Source organism: Simonsiella muelleri ATCC 29453 (assembly GCF_002951835.1).
GTDB classification, from domain to species: Bacteria; Pseudomonadota; Gammaproteobacteria; order Burkholderiales; family Neisseriaceae; genus Simonsiella; species Simonsiella muelleri.
This window is the reverse complement of record NZ_CP019448.1, coordinates 2,392,888-2,408,234: the sequence shown is the minus strand read 5'-3', so window position 1 is coordinate 2,408,234 and position 15,347 is coordinate 2,392,888. Positions and strand designations below refer to the sequence as shown.

Annotated in this window: 14 protein-coding genes; 8 read left to right on the top strand and 6 right to left on the bottom strand. The window is 40.8% G+C overall.

Annotated elements, in window-relative coordinates; all coding sequences use genetic code 11:
- Positions 1-446: 446 nt before the first annotated feature.
- Positions 447-803, top strand: a complete 357-nt coding sequence (locus tag BWP33_RS11925) for a hypothetical protein (RefSeq protein ID WP_002642757.1) — start codon at positions 447-449, stop codon at positions 801-803.
- 75 nt (positions 804-878) lie between these two features.
- Here the strand turns inward: BWP33_RS11925 and tfpZ are convergent, their stop codons facing one another.
- Positions 879-1,631, bottom strand: a complete 753-nt coding sequence (gene tfpZ, locus BWP33_RS11920; RefSeq protein ID WP_002642756.1) for a TfpX/TfpZ family type IV pilin accessory protein — start codon at positions 1,629-1,631, stop codon at positions 879-881.
- Between the two features lie 249 nt (positions 1,632-1,880).
- Between tfpZ and tyrS the strand changes: the two genes are divergently transcribed.
- Entirely contained in the window at positions 1,881-3,179 is a 1,299-nt protein-coding gene (gene tyrS / locus BWP33_RS11915; protein WP_002642755.1) for a tyrosine--tRNA ligase, read from the top strand.
- Positions 3,180-3,210: 31 nt separating this feature from the next.
- Here tyrS and BWP33_RS11910 read toward each other — a convergent pair whose 3' ends face one another.
- Complete coding sequence (locus tag BWP33_RS11910; protein ID WP_002642754.1) at positions 3,211-4,107, bottom strand: LysR family transcriptional regulator; 897 nt, start codon at positions 4,105-4,107, stop codon at positions 3,211-3,213.
- 140 nt (positions 4,108-4,247) lie between these two features.
- Here BWP33_RS11910 and BWP33_RS11905 point away from each other — a divergent pair, with 140 nt between their 5' ends.
- Positions 4,248-4,910: an NAD(P)-dependent oxidoreductase gene (locus tag BWP33_RS11905; RefSeq protein ID WP_002642753.1), complete on the top strand. Its 663-nt coding sequence runs from the start codon at positions 4,248-4,250 to the stop codon at positions 4,908-4,910.
- A 101-nt stretch (positions 4,911-5,011) separates the two neighbouring features.
- On the opposite strand, the gene hemA is transcribed toward BWP33_RS11905, so the two are convergent.
- Together hemA and BWP33_RS11895 are read right to left on the bottom strand one after the other, a co-directional pair.
- Positions 5,012-6,280: a glutamyl-tRNA reductase gene (gene hemA, locus BWP33_RS11900; protein ID WP_040629389.1), complete on the bottom strand. Its 1,269-nt coding sequence runs from the start codon at positions 6,278-6,280 to the stop codon at positions 5,012-5,014.
- 246 nt (positions 6,281-6,526) lie between these two features.
- Positions 6,527-7,621: a glycerol dehydrogenase gene (locus BWP33_RS11895; RefSeq protein WP_002642751.1), complete on the bottom strand. Its 1,095-nt coding sequence runs from the start codon at positions 7,619-7,621 to the stop codon at positions 6,527-6,529.
- Between the two features lie 416 nt (positions 7,622-8,037).
- Between BWP33_RS11895 and BWP33_RS11890 the strand changes: the two genes are divergently transcribed.
- From BWP33_RS11890 to BWP33_RS11880, 3 genes are all read left to right on the top strand, one after another.
- Positions 8,038-8,835 carry a 1-acylglycerol-3-phosphate O-acyltransferase gene (locus BWP33_RS11890; protein WP_002642750.1) on the top strand — a complete coding sequence of 266 codons (798 nt, stop codon included), beginning with the start codon at positions 8,038-8,040 and terminating at the stop codon, positions 8,833-8,835.
- A 258-nt stretch (positions 8,836-9,093) separates the two neighbouring features.
- The gene (dprA, locus tag BWP33_RS11885) at positions 9,094-10,359 is read left to right on the top strand and encodes a DNA-processing protein DprA (protein WP_002642749.1); all 1,266 of its coding nucleotides are present in this window, start codon (positions 9,094-9,096) and stop codon (positions 10,357-10,359) included.
- Positions 10,360-10,639: 280 nt separating this feature from the next.
- Positions 10,640-11,296 (top strand): DUF6973 domain-containing protein, encoded by a 657-nt coding sequence (locus tag BWP33_RS11880; RefSeq protein ID WP_104930408.1) that lies wholly within the window; start codon positions 10,640-10,642, stop codon positions 11,294-11,296.
- 57 nt (positions 11,297-11,353) lie between these two features.
- Here BWP33_RS11880 and pgi read toward each other — a convergent pair whose 3' ends face one another.
- The gene (gene pgi / locus BWP33_RS11875; RefSeq protein WP_002642747.1) at positions 11,354-13,024 is read right to left on the bottom strand and encodes a glucose-6-phosphate isomerase; all 1,671 of its coding nucleotides are present in this window, start codon (positions 13,022-13,024) and stop codon (positions 11,354-11,356) included.
- 291 nt (positions 13,025-13,315) lie between these two features.
- Between pgi and BWP33_RS11870 the strand changes: the two genes are divergently transcribed.
- Together BWP33_RS11870 and fdx are read left to right on the top strand one after the other, a co-directional pair.
- The gene (locus tag BWP33_RS11870) at positions 13,316-13,903 is read left to right on the top strand and encodes a histidine phosphatase family protein (RefSeq protein WP_002642746.1); all 588 of its coding nucleotides are present in this window, start codon (positions 13,316-13,318) and stop codon (positions 13,901-13,903) included.
- A 194-nt stretch (positions 13,904-14,097) separates the two neighbouring features.
- Positions 14,098-14,436 carry an ISC system 2Fe-2S type ferredoxin gene (gene fdx / locus BWP33_RS11865; protein WP_002642745.1) on the top strand — a complete coding sequence of 113 codons (339 nt, stop codon included), beginning with the start codon at positions 14,098-14,100 and terminating at the stop codon, positions 14,434-14,436.
- Positions 14,437-14,502: 66 nt separating this feature from the next.
- Here the strand turns inward: fdx and BWP33_RS11860 are convergent, their stop codons facing one another.
- Complete coding sequence (locus BWP33_RS11860; RefSeq protein ID WP_002642744.1) at positions 14,503-14,880, bottom strand: DUF2147 domain-containing protein; 378 nt, start codon at positions 14,878-14,880, stop codon at positions 14,503-14,505.
- Positions 14,881-15,347 lie beyond the last annotated feature (467 nt).

Sequence of the window (15,347 nt, the reverse complement as noted above, 5' to 3'; positions counted from 1 at the left end):
TAATCGCCTTAGGGGCGATTGACAATTTAGGCGTGCTGCAACTTTTTAGTCAAAAGCGATTATATCAAAGTACAAATAGACGATTTTTGACCATGTGAATAATCAGGCTGCCTGAAAATTATTTTTACCTTGAAAATAATCTTTCCCAAAAATCAAAACAAATATATATACATCTTTACCAAAATAAAATTAAACCCTATAATATAACCAGTTTCTGGGCAGTAAAATGAGTCAGCCAAATAATTTAAGCTGGCGAGTGGTAACCTGGTAACCGTTGGGTTGTACGCTCAAGATTGCATACCCCTGCAATTTCTAGGCAGCAAAACAAGTTGGCAAATCCTGCCAATAAGTGGGAACCTGGTAATCCGCATGGCAAGCGTATTGCATTCGGTGCTTTAAACTACCCGTTTATCGCGATTTTTTATTATTTTTTTTTGGAGTTTTTCATGAACTACGATAAAACCGTATCTGAAATGTTAAATGTTGATGGTGCTTTGGCTGCTGCTATTGTGGATTTCTCTAGCGGTATGTTGTTGGCTGGTGGTGGTTCTGCTGCCATTGATTTGGAAATCGCTGCTGCTGGTAACACAGAAGTGATGCGTGCCAAAATGAAAACCATGCAAATGTTGGGTTTGAAAGACAGCATTGAAGACATCTTGATTACTTTGGGTAAACAATACCACTTGTTGCGTCCATTGACTCGCCATGATGGTTTGTTCTTGTACTCTGTATTGGATCGTTCTAAATCTAACTTGGCTTTGGCTCGTCGTTCTTTGGTTGATGCTGAAAACAACATGAAATAATTTCTAAAATTACTTCTGTACACACACAAAAAGGAGTGGTTAACTTTTTAACCACTCCTTATTTATTTCTGATAGTTATTCTTCCCAAGGACGCAAATCCACTAAATCCAAAATGCGTTTTTCTTTGGAATTAATCAACACTGTCATACTGGTACCCAACGATTTAAGCGGATAAAATTTATCAGCAGTCGGATATTTAGCTATTACCGCATCTACTTTTTCAGGCGGATTGAATTTTTTCAAATCACTTAATTTTGCTCCTTCTGAAACAATCACATTCCATTGATTTTCAATAGAATCATATAAATCAGGCTGCATACCTGGGGAAATACCTGTGGATAATTCTCCAAATAAACGATTATTTTTGTCTTCTGCTGTGGTTGCAGGTTTTACCGCCACCCATTTGGGCCCAAACCACGATAAATGATTATAAGGACTTTGAGCACGTTTCAATGCTTCGGGACGCACATCACTGGCACGGACAATTTCAAAACGCCAAATATCAAAAGCTAAATACACAGGACGATTCGCCGCAATACTGTGCAAACCATAAATCAATGCCGCCACTTGTACAAAAATAATCACTGATAAATCAAATTTTAATGATTTTTTGCCTTGTTTTGCCACCGCAAAAGTCAGCAATGGCCCCAAAATCACATCAACCGCCAACATCATCAAAAAAATATGCCCCACACCCACCGCTTTTGCCAATAATCCAGGATGCCATATCCAAAAAACCACCGCAGAACTCAATGTTGCCATAATGAGCGAACACAATAAATGCCATAAAAACGCGTGTACGCGAAATTTAGAAGGTTTACGAATCATATAGTTATCCTTAAATTTTTTAACATTCAGATACATCTTACCAAAATTTTTTATTATAGCGAAATCTGAACTTTTTGAATATTTATTCATCAAAGCTAAAATCATGTGCTCTATTTTTCAGGCAGCCTGAAACTGGTTTTCATGGCTTTTTTTCTTTATAATGCAACGCGTTTTTATCAGGATAAAGCTTTGTTCATTTTCAGGCTGCCTAAAACTATTTTTTATCTATTTTATTCATAAGGAATTTTGATGAATCCATTATTAGCCGATTTGCAAGCGCGCGGATTAATCTCTCAAACAACTGATATTCAAGAATTATCTAATTTATTAGATTCAGAAAAAATTGCTTTGTATTGCGGTTTTGACCCCACAGCAGACAGTTTACACATCGGGCATTTATTACCGATACTGGTGTTACGTCGTTTCCAAGATGCAGGACATACCCCAGTGGCATTGGTAGGCGGTGCAACAGGTATGATCGGCGACCCCAGTTTTAAAGCTGTAGAACGCAGCCTAAACACACCTGAAACCGTTGCAGGTTGGGTAGAAAGTATTCGTAACCAATTGAAACCATTTTTGAAATTTGATGGCGAAAACCCAGCCATTATGGAAAACAACGCCAATTGGTTCGGTACGATGAATTGTTTGGATTTTTTGCGTGATATTGGCAAACATTTTTCTGTCAATGCCATGTTGGCAAAAGAAGCCGTCAAACAACGCATTGAACGCGAAGACCAAGGAATTTCATTCACTGAATTTGCTTACGCTTTACTTCAAGGTTATGATTTTGCTGAATTAAATAAACGGCACAATGTTAAATTAGAAATTGGCGGTAGCGACCAATGGGGTAACATTACTTGGGGGACAGAAACCACGCGCCGTTTAAATCAACAATCAGTACATGGTATGACACTGCCTTTAGTCACCAAAGCCGACGGCACCAAATTTGGCAAAACCGAAGGTGGCGCAGTATGGCTTGATGCAGCGAAAACATCACCATATCAATTTTACCAATTTTGGCTGAAAGTAGCTGATGCTGACGTATATAAATTTTTGAAATACTTTACCTTTTTATCCATCAAAAAAATTGATGAAATTGAAACTGCTGATAAGGCCAGTGGAAAAAAACCCAAAGCACAACGCATTTTAGCCGAAGAAATGACACGTTTAATTCATGGCGATGTTGCGTTGCAAGCTGCCCAACGCATTACCGACAGTCTATTTTCAGGCGATGAAAGCAATTTGACGGAACAGGATTATGCGCAGTTGGCATTAGATGGTTTACCCACAATTATGGTTTCAGGCAGCCTGAATGTTGTGGAAGCCTTGGTACAAGCAGGTTTAGCACAATCCAATAAAGAAGCCCGTGGTTTTGTACAAAATGGTGCAGTGTTAATTAATGGTGCGGTAGCTGTGGAAAATAATCCTCATTTCACCCCCGAAAAACCCGATGATAAATACCAAATTACTCATGAAAACAAACGTTTTGGTAAATATACTATTGTGAGACGTGGTAAACGCAATCACGCTTTACTCATCTGGTCATAAATTTTTATTTCAGGCAGTCTGACAACACCTTTCAGGCTGCCTGATTTTTTTGCAACAAAAAATCAATGACCACCTGCACGCGTTTTGCCTTGTAACGATTTGGCATAAAATATAAAAATGTTTCAGGAAAACACAACCAGTTCTCTTCCAACACAGGAATCAGCCCATTTAACGCCACATCAGGTGCATTATCAAAAATTCGCCCAATCCCCACGCCTGCATGTATGGCACTGATGATTTTATCTGTATCATTTAAAATCAATACATTATGTACAAAAACTTCCTGAACCACTCCATCAATATTTAATAAAAACGGTTCAATTTTTTTCGCGGTCATAAAATAAAAACCAATCATGCGATGCGCCGCCAAGTCATTCGGTGATTGTGGTATGCCATATTTTTCCACATAACTATTTGAAACATAAATACCTTGCCGAATAGATGGATAAATTTTCCGTGCTACCACGCCATCTGCCAGCGTGTTACCAAAACGGATGCCCAAATCAAACCCCTGCTCTGCCAGATTCACGGTTGCATTATTAATAGAAAAATCCAACGTGATGTGTGGATATTGGGCATAAAAATCCAGCAAAATATCTTTAAAAATCAAATCAAAATGCACTTGGGATAAGGTAATTTTGACGGTGCCACGCGGCGTTTGATGTTGTTCACTGACTTCTTCAAATGCTTGATTCAGTGCAATTAAATGCGCAGACGTATTTTGCCACAGCTGCAAACCTGAATCGGTTAATTGAATGGTGCGTGTGGTACGTGTGAATAAAGGCACCCCCATTTTATGTTCTAGTAATTTCAATGACTTGCTAACTGATGGCACAGCCAAATTGAGTTTTTTAGCAGCAGCAGTGATGCTTTTTTCTTCGGCTATGGCTTGAAAAACCAATAATTGTCCAAAATCCGATGCGTTCATATTTTTACTTTTAGCTAATAATAAATTAGCTTATTATGCACTAATTTTCAATCAAAAAATAGATTACAATCCGTTTTATCTTAAATTGATTCACATTAAATATTTTGATGATTTGTTTAACATAAAATAAGGAATTGAAAATGAAACAAAAAATTGCAGTTATTGGCGCAACTGGTTTGGTAGGCAACGCAACGGTTTTAGAATTAGCAGCGCGTGGGCATCACGTAACCGCATTTGCACGAAATGTGGACAAAGTTGTTCAAAATGACAACGTAACCGCAATCGCTACAGACGTAAACTCACCGAATTTTGCTGAAAAATTAAAAGGTTTTGATGCTGTTGTTAGCGCGTTTAATGCAGGTTGGAGCAATCCTAATTTAGCACAAGACATCAAAATCGCTTATGGTAATATCTTGCCAGCCGTGAAAAATGCAGATGTGCCGTATTTTTTGGTAATTGGCGGAGCAGGCAGCCTGAACGTTGCACCTAATTTGCAACTGGTTGATACCCCTGATTTTCCTGCTGATGTGTATCCTGCAGCCGATGCGGTACGTGTATTATTAAATGAATTGCGCCCACGTCGCGACATCAATTGGGCATTTTTGTCACCAGCCGCGATGTTTGCGGTTGCTCCTGTTACGTTTGAGCGTTCGGGTAAATACCAAATTGGGCAAGATGATGTGATTTTAGACAAAAATGGCGCACCTGCAGATATTTCGGTGGCAGATTTGGCTTGTGCGATTGCCGATGATGTAGAGAAAAAAGCACATTTGTTCCAACGCTTTACAGTTGCGGCGGTGTAAATTCTGATACATCAATTTTTTTGATGTAACTTTCTATTCTAATTTCAGGAAGCCTGAAAGAAAACGTGTTATCTAATTAATGAGATAACACGTTTTTAAGTTTAAGCTAAACGCCGTTCATTTTCATGTTGCGGGGGCTGTAAACGATAAATTTGTGAAACCGCCGCCGTCAAAGTTTCGTCATTTCCCTTATTTAACAGACGAGTTGGTGCGTGTAGTAGTTTGTTGGTTAATTGCACTGACAAGCGTTCTAAAGCTTCTTGTGGACTTAAACCTTTCTCTAATTGCTTGATTACATTATTTAAAACTTGTTGCCGCGCCCGCTCACCTTCATCACGTAACGCGCAAATTAATGGCACACGCTGACGCTGTTTTTGCCATGCCACAAATTCTGCTACTTTGCTCGCCACCATTTGCTCGGCCGCTGCCGCTGCCACACGCCGTGCCTCTTTACCAGTTGCCACCACACTGTCAATATCATCTACAGTTTTCAAATAAATACCATTAATTTCATTAACCTGTGATTCAATATCACGCGGTACAGCCAAATCCAACATAAAAATCGGTTTACCAGCACGTTGCACCATTGCTTGTTCCATTAAGCGTTTGCCAATAATCGGCATGGGTGCGGCAGTACAAGACACAATCACATCATATTGATGAATAATTTTCGGTAAATCATTTATTGAACAAGCAGTTGCGGACACAATCAGGCTATCGCATAAGGCTTGAGCACGTGGCAAACTGCGGTTAGCGATGGTCATTGCAAGCGGTTTTTTGGCAGCAAAATAAGTCGCCACCAATTCATTCATCTCGCCAGCACCCACCAATAAAACACGTGTTTGATGCAAATCAGGAAACACAGTTTCTGCCATTTTCACGCTGGCAGATGCCATAGACACGGTGTTGTCCCCTACGCAAGTATGACTGCGAATCTCTTTGGCAACAGCAAATGTGCGTTGAAACAAGGCATTGAGCCAAGTTCCCAAAGCACGTTGTTCGGTGGCAATGCGTACCGCTTCTTTCATTTGCCCCAAAATTTGTGGCTCGCCCAGCACCATGCTGTCCAAACCACACGCCACGCGATACGCGTGATGAATGGTTTCGCTGCAACCGTGTGTATATAAATAAGGACGAATTTCATCTACATTCATTTGATGATAATTTGCCCACCAGTCAATCACGTCTTCTGCATCGGCAACGCAATAAATTTCCGTGCGATTACAAGTGGATAAAATAACCGCTTCGGCTGCGACCGTCTGCAACAAATCGCGTACAGCATCGGATAATGTCGCAGCAGCAAACGCCAAACGTTCACGAATCGCAACGGGCGCGGTATGATGGTTTAAACCAATCGTGGCTAGTCTCATCATGGCAATCAGTATGTATTGTTGTTATGGTTAGACGAATTATAACAAAATTTTGCTGACTGTATTTGATGAGTAATTGATTTTATTTGATAATTAATCTCAATAACCATCAAAGGATCGTTAAAAATGACAACGCACTCAGCGAAACAACCAACCAAAATAATTTTCAGGCAGCCTGAAAAAATAATTTTGTGAATTTGATTCGCTGAACGCGTTGCTCTTTCAGGCTGCCTTTACGTCAAATAGTTATTGATATGTTTGCAATAATTTATCCGCAGCAACAATCGCATCGTATACCATATCAGGAGTTACTTTAAATGGCTCATTGTGAATGGTTTCGCCTTCCGCGCAAGACAATTCAGCCACTTGTCGCCATTCTGTTTCTTTGAATTCTTTCAGTCCCAAATCTTTCAAAGTCAAAGGCAAACCAACTGCTTTCATGATGCCAATCACTTCGTCTAATTCTTCGGTTGATGCGCCTTCCATGACCAGTTGCGCTACCAAACCAAACGCCACTTTTTCACCGTGCATCGCACCGTGTAAATCATGAACAGCAGTCATACCATTATGAATCGCGTGTGCGGCTGCCAAACCACCTGATTCCGCACCCACACCACTCATATAAATCGTGGCTTCAATCGTTTTCTCCAGAGCGGGCGTAACTGATTTGGTTGCGACAGCGTGCATGGCTTGGGGTGCAAAATCGCGAATGGTTTCGTAACACATTTTGGCAATCCCCAACCCCGCCAAACTTGGTTGCATCAACACCAAATTAATGCCATTGGTTGCGTAACACGTTCTTGCTTCAAAATAAGTTGCCAAACCATCGCCCACACCTGCCGCAAAAAATCGTGCGGGTTCAGCCGCCAACAATTTGGTATCTGCCAACACTGCATTCGGATTATTCGGTAAAAATAAATAGCGGTTAAATGAACCATCGGCATTATAGACCACAGTCAAAGCCGTGCAAGGCGCATCGGTTGATGCCAAAGTTGGGAAAATTACCACAGGCACATTTTGATAATAGGCGACTGCCTTGGCAGTATCCAATGTCTTACCACCACCAATGCCCACCACATATTCACAAGATTTCTCTTGGCAGATGGCTTTATTTTTGTCAATTTCATCATCAGAGCATTCGCCACCAAACACGCTAAATGTGGCCTGAATACCGTGTTCTGCGAAACTGGTTTGGGTATCTTGTTGAGCTTTTTCTTGAATGAATGGGTCTGTGATGATTAAGGCATTTTTGCCGTATTGTTGAATGTATTTGCCCAAATCAGCTAATAAATTCGCTTGAATCAAAAATTTCATGGGCGAAGTAATGGATTTAACAGACATCTTGATTTCCTTCAAAACAGTTAAACAATTCGACCATCGTACTCTTGAATATCTGGGTATGATTTGCGTTACATCAAAAATAATCAACAAAAACATTTTCAGGCTGCCTGAAAAAAATAATTTTGTGAATTTAGAACCGATATTCATAGCCAACGTAAAATGGATTTTTGTTCCAGTTGGTAGGAACGTCAGGCGAATTTTATGCTAATAGCATTCCTATTGGCGTGAAATTCAACGCAGCGGGCGTGCTAAATGAGGCAGAAAGACATCGCGCTTAGCTGTGAACACAGGTTCTTAATTCGTTAAACACACAGCCCATGCCCATACCTGAAAAATAGTTTAAAATTTGCGACTGTTTTTCAGGCTGCCTGAAAATCCTCCCCCATTTTAACCACCATGACAAACAAGGAATTTGAATGAAGAAAAATTCTATTTTTATCAGATTGATGCGACTATTTCATTTATTGTATTGGCTGATTGGCATCGGCTTTCGCTTGCATTCGCTGAACCGACTCGCGCCAAACGAACGGCGTAACGTCTTGCAACAAATGGGACAATCCGCATTAAATGTCTTACACGTTGAATTAGAAAAACCCGCCACACCCAACAATCCATACGGCACATTAATCGTTGCTAACCACATTTCATGGCTGGATATTTTCGTGTTGGCAGCCATCTACCCCGCCAGCTTTATCGCCGCCAAAGAGCTACGCAATTGGTTTGTCATCGGTAAAATGATTGAAAATGCAGGCACCGTTTTCATTGACCGAACCAACCGAAAAGACATCGAACCCATTAATGCCGCCATTGTGGAACGTTTGCAAGCAGGCAATGATGTGTGCTTTTTCCCCGAGGCACGCACTTCATTGGGCAATGCGGTTTTGCCTTTAAAAGCAGCTTTATTTCAGGCTGCCATCAATGCACCCACGAACATTCAATGCGTGGTTTTGCGCTATTATGATGCAGAAAATAAACGGACTGAACAAATTTCATTCTCTGGAACAAACTTTTTTATCACATTATGGCGAATTTTATCACAGCCCAAAATCAAGGTTCGCGTCGACTTTCCGCCACTGATTGAGCCCACTCAACAGCCTAACACCGACCGTTTCACACTCAAAGACCAAGCCGAAGCATTATTTAATCAAATCGTGCTATCCGATAGCCCCAATCCAAAACGCGTGTTATTACCCGAAGAAGAACGTTCACGTTAAATTTTTCAGGCTGCCTGAAAAATATTCACACTATCCTGCGAAAATCCCTGTGCATCACTTGTGGATAAGCAGGATAATTTATTCAATTTTATTCATAATTTTTATTTGATTAAAAAATAGGCAGCCTGAAAAAATATGCACACCATTTAATGTAAATCCCTGTGTATCACTTGTGGATAAGCCAGATAATCCATTCAATTTTATTTATAAATTTTAATTGCTTAAAAAATAAGCAGCCTAAACAATAAAGGAAACATCATGACCGACAGCGATCGCTATGCTTGGATACAACTCGCACTCACACCCTATATCGGCGCAGATAGTTTTTTACTTTTAATTCAACATTTTGGTGATGCACAAGCCGCATTACGCGCCCCCAGCGATGTGATTCAACAAATAGTCATTAAAGGCAAACAAGCCGCCCAAACATGGTACGACACCACACCAGCACGCGCCGCAACCGATGCCGCATTGCAATGGGAACAGCAGGACGGTTGCCGTTTACTGCTGCTAGGCGATGCCGATTACCCCACAATGCTCACCGAAGGCATCACACCACCGCCGCTTTTATTTGTGCGTGGCGATGTATCGTTATTGCAGCATCAGGCGGTTGCTATGGTCGGCAGCCGCCATGCCACGCCACAAGCCATGCGTATCGCCCACAATTTCGCCCATGCACTCAGTGAACAAGGCATTACCGTGATTTCTGGCATGGCATCAGGCATTGATACCGCGGCTCACACAGGCGCACTCGCGTTTTCAGGCAGCACGATTGCCATTTGGGGAACAGGTATTGACCGAATTTATCCAAATGAAAACAAAAAATTAGCGTATCAAATCGCTGAAAAAGGATTAATTGTGTCTGAATTTCCATTGGGTACACGTCCGATGGCTGGCAATTTTCCGCGCCGTAACCGCTTAATTGCGGCTCAAGCACGTGTTACTTTGGTGGTAGAAGCGGCATTAAAAAGTGGTTCATTGATTACGGCACGATTGGCTGCTGACATGGGACGTGAAGTCATGGCAATTCCCAGCAGCATTGACAACCCACACGCCAAAGGTTGCCACAAACTGATTAAAGATGGAGCAAAACTGGTGGAGTGCGTAGAAGACATTATAAATGAATGCCCTATATTGTTATCCACAGGCATTTTCAGGCAGCCTGAACGCTTATCCACAGCCTTATCAACAGATTTATCAACTGAATTATCCACAAAACAATCCACTGATTTTGTCCCCATAGAATTACCCAAAATCAAGCGAAATAAACCTGTGAATAAACCGACTCCCATCACACCAACTCTATTGCCTGTGGATGAAATTGTGGATAATTTTGTGGATAATTCTGTGAATGAATCCACAAAATCCGTATTGAATGCGATGGGTAATGAAATCGTTCACCCTGATTTTATTGCAGAAAAGACAAATATCCCCACTGATGAAATTTACGCAATTTTATTAGAATGTGAATTAGCTGGTTGGGTCATGGCAACCGCTGGCGGACGCTATCAACGCACCACATAAGTCAAATTATCCACCCATTATACAGAATATATCCACAGATTTATCCACAAATCAGTAAAGTATGATTTTGTCAAATGTAATTAAATAACTTTTCAACCGCATGGCTCAATAACATTTTATTACATGTGAATTTTAGCTGTGGATAAATTGAAAATATTATTCAAAATAAATAAGTTGTCTAAAATAATCTTATTATTTTTTTAGGCAACTTATTTTGTTGCAACTTGACGAATCAACTTAATTTACCTATTCTCATTTCATTTTACTTACGGAGTCATTTATGGCTTGTTCACAACTTACTACCCTACTCATCGCCACCGTAATGGGGACAGGTTGCCACAACATAGAATCCACATTCAAAGATAAACCCCAATTACTCAAATTCGCCACCCAACACCCCATCGCCGCCGCCGCTATCGGCAAAGAAGATGGCAGCCTGAACATTACCAGCAGCGCGATTCGTTTCTCCACACGGGTCGGCTTGGATAACAGTAAAAATGGCGATGGGCGAGGCACTGAAGTAAATGCCCTACGCCATTCCTTATGGCAAGCCACCATCGCAGCACGGTTCAATGCAGACATCGCCACCGCCGCAGGTAACGCCTACGAAAAAAACATCAATAACCGCAAAAGCACTCAATACACCGACCGCTATGCCGCAGATGAAGCCGTAGATTTACGCAACAACGCCATCGGACGAAAAATTGGCATCGCCCATCGCAGCGACAACATGAAACAACTTACCGTCCACCTACTTACCGAATACCGCGACCACGGTTTGTGGACAGCAAGCTCCAGCAAAATCAATCAACGAACCGTATGGACAATCAGTCAAACCAAATTACCCATATCCAAATATAACCAAGCCATCAAACAATTAAACAATTTAGACGAATACGGCATGACACCACAAGAACGCACCAAATTGCAAAAATAAAGGCAGCCTGAAAACCCATTTCCCAGTTTTCAGGCTGCCTTTATTTCCATTCCTCAACTATTTGAATAATTCACAAGTCCCATCTTCCGCACAATTAGTCTGACGATACAAGCGAATTAAATGGCTGGTTGATGCGTCATGCTTTTGTGGGTCAATTTTGCCAGTTAATTCCGCTAAAATGGTTTTGCTAAGCTGTTTACCCAATTCCACGCCCCATTGGTCAAAACTGTTAATGCCCCAAATCACGCCCTGTACAAATACTTTATGTTCATACATCGCAATCAGGCTGCCCATGTTACACGGATTCACTTTATTCATCAAAATCAAATTAGTAGGACGATTACCACTAAAGGTTTTATGTGGCACAAGGGCTTCAATTTGATTTTCAGGCAGCCCTTGTTTTTTCAACTCTTCGCGTGCTTCTTCGGGGGTTTTGCCACGCATGAATGCTTCGGCTTGCGCGAACACATTAGACAACAAAATCTCATGATGCCCTGGTAAATTGCTGCGCTTTTCCAAGCTGGCAATCAAATCAACTGGGGTAATGTGTGTACCTTGATGCAGTAACTGGAAAAATGCGTGTTGTCCATTAATACCTGTCTCCCCCCAAATAATCGGGCCAGTTTCGGTGCTAACGGGTTCACCGTTCATTTGCACTTGTTTGCCATTGGATTCCATGTCCAACTGCTGAATAAATTTAGGCAAACGATGCAAATGTTGGTCATATGGAGCAATCACATGGCTGCCACCACCATAAAAATTAATGTACCAAACACCCAATAAACCCAATAACACAGGCAAATTTTGGTGCAATGGCGTATTAATAAAATGCTGGTCAATTAAATGGGCACCGTTGAGCATTTCAATGAAATTTTCTTCGCCCAAATACAGCATAATTGGCAAACCAATTGCTGACCACAAGCTGTAACGTCCGCCAACCCAATCCCAAAATTCAAACATATGGTCAGTGTCAATCCCGAACTCGGCTACAGCTTCTTTATTACTAGAAACCGCCACGAAGTGTTTGGCGATGTCTTGTTCGCTGCCTCCTTGTAAGAACCATTTACGCGCTGTATGAGCGTTGGTTAAAGTTTCTTGAGTGGTGAATGTTTTTGATGCAATGATGAATAATGTGGTTTCAGGATGAACTTTGTTCAATACATCACGTAATTGCGAGCCGTCCACATTGGAAACAAAGTGCATATTTAGACGCGGATGTCCGAATGATTTGAGTGCGGTACACATCATCAATGGCCCCAAATCCGAACCACCAATGCCAATATTTACCACATCAGTAATCACTTGATTGGTATAACCCAACCATTGACCGCTACGCACAGCACCACTGAAATCCCCCATTTTGCGTAATACGGCATTGACTTTGGGCATCACATCTTCACCATCAACCAAAATTGGGTTATTGGTACGATTGCGTAAGGCGATGTGTAACACAGAACGATTTTCGGTTTGGTTAATTTTGTCGCCGCGGAACATTTGTTTCATGCGTTCAGGCAGCCCTGCTTGTTCAGCGAGTTTGACCAAATCGGCTAAAATTTCGTCATTAACACGATTTTTGGAAAAATCCACTTTCAAGCCAGCAACTTCCAACCAATAGCGTTGAGCGCGTTCGGGATCTTGGATAAACATTTCACGCATATGGGTGCCTTTGGTGTTGATGAAATGTTGTTCTAATTTTTTCCAAGCGGGTAAATCAATTGGCGTTGTCATCGTTGATTCCTTCGTTGTGAACAAAAATACAGTTATCATAATGAATTAAAATAAAAATGATACAAGACATGGACAACACAGTCGCATTATCATTTAATTCATTATTCAAATTTCAGGCTGCATTATAAAACGGATTAACATTGAAAGTGATTGTAATTGATATCAATTTATGATTAAGCCAATAAGATTGTCGTGAAAATCAAATCAAATTTTTGAATTTGACAAGTTTTACTTTGAAATTTGATGTTTTTTTGTTAAATTAAAGCATATTCAATTTATTACATTGAGATTATGAAAACCCTTTACCTGATTCGCCACGCCGAAAAAGACATCGCCGACAACCAACAACTCAGTGAACAAGGCAGAAAACAAGCTATTGAAACGACAGAAAAATTAGTTCGTCCAGCCAAGTTGTACGCTGCCGAACAAGCATCCGCACTACAAATGGCGCAAATCATTTGCGACAAATGGCACGTGCGCCCCGAGCCTTTGGCTTGCTTGAATCAGCTTGCATACGAACCAACCCCCGAGGAGCCATTGCTTGCGCCACCGATGATGATGGGTATGCCTGCTGCGTTCCAAATCCCCCCTGAACCCAAAGAGAAACCATTGTTCACATTTGAAAATTTAAATTCTGGCGTGGATACGTTTTTAAAAATAGCCCCCAAATTTCCACATCGCACCACTTGCGTGGTACACGAAAAATGGTTGCATTTACTTTTGTGGCGCGTGTTGGGCTTTCGCGCCGACACACCGCAAGAAGAAGTCGCATTCCACAAATGGCAAGCCATCACACCCAGCCCCGAAGCGTGGTATTTACACATTGGCGACAGTTGGGAAACTTGGTTACAAGTAATTGATTTTAATAATCAGAAATAATTTTCAGGCTGCCTGAAAGATTGATAAATTATTTTGATGGAAGTGTATCTTGCGCAAATTTGCACATCATCATACACAGTAACATCATGAATCCATAGCGTAAAGCAAAGCGTTTAACAAATTAAGCTGCCTGAAAAAATGGATTTTGCGTTACAATAAGCCGTTTAATATTTCACACATACAAAGAGAACACCATGCCCAAAATGACTATTTTACCCCATCAAGAACTTTGCCCCGAAGGCATCGTGATTGACAATGTACCTGTTGGCGAGACTATTTGCGATATTTTATTGAATCATGATATTGAAATTGACCACGCGTGTGAAAAATCGTGTGCGTGTACCACGTGTCATGTGATTGTGCGTCAAGGTTTTGACAGTTTGACAGAACCAACTGAATTGGAAGAAGATTTGCTGGATCAAGCATGGGGCTTAGAAGCTGAATCGCGTTTGAGTTGTCAAGCGCGTGTTGCCGATGCGGATTTAGTGGTGGAAATCCCCAAATACACCATCAATCATGCACGTGAACATTAAAAAGTTATTAAAAAAGTAGGCATCATCATATATATCAAGACGATGCCTACTTTTTTCATGATTTAATTATTTAATTCTGCTCCAAGTCTGACTGCCTTTCACTGGCACTTTAATGCTCAAGTGAGAACCATTAACATTAATAGTAGCAGGCAAACCAAAACCCCAACGTGGGTCTTTTGCTTTGCCTTCATATGCGTTATTCCCTACTGATTTAAAGCCAACCAACACCGTTTTGCCTTCATATTTTTTGGCTTTCTCGGTGTTACCATGCACCAACACACCTGTAAAAGTGTTGCCAGATTGGCTAATACGCACTTGTGCTTTTGCTTGACCATCTTCGTAAGTTTGCCAAGTACCGATAATTGGTTCAGCAGCCATCACAGACATACTTAATGTGGTTAAACCCGCCAATACAATAGCTTTGGTTTTCATAGACAATTTCATGATTATTTCCTTAAATTTAGAACCTGCATTCACAGCCAAGCGCGATGTCTTTTTATCTCATTTGGCACACCTGCCGCGTTGAATTTCACGCCAATAAGAACGCTATTAGCATGAAATTTGCCTTACATTCGCACAAAATGAGACAAAAATCGTTTTACGTTAGCTATGAATACAGGTTCTTACATAAAAAATAGTGTATATACACAAAACGATTATAGCCGAATTTGGATTCATTTGTGCATCTTTATTGTCATTAATAGCTAAATATTGACAAAATAAATGAAAACAACTCATTTATTTAATTGTGTTTTTTATATTAAAATTGCAAAGAATGACAACTAAAAACTAATGTATTGATTCTAAAACCACTGCAAAACTGATTTTCTGAAACCGTTACCAATCACACAAAGACCAATTTCAGCGTTTGAAAAAATTTCAGGCAGCCTGAATTTTTTAACAAAACACGT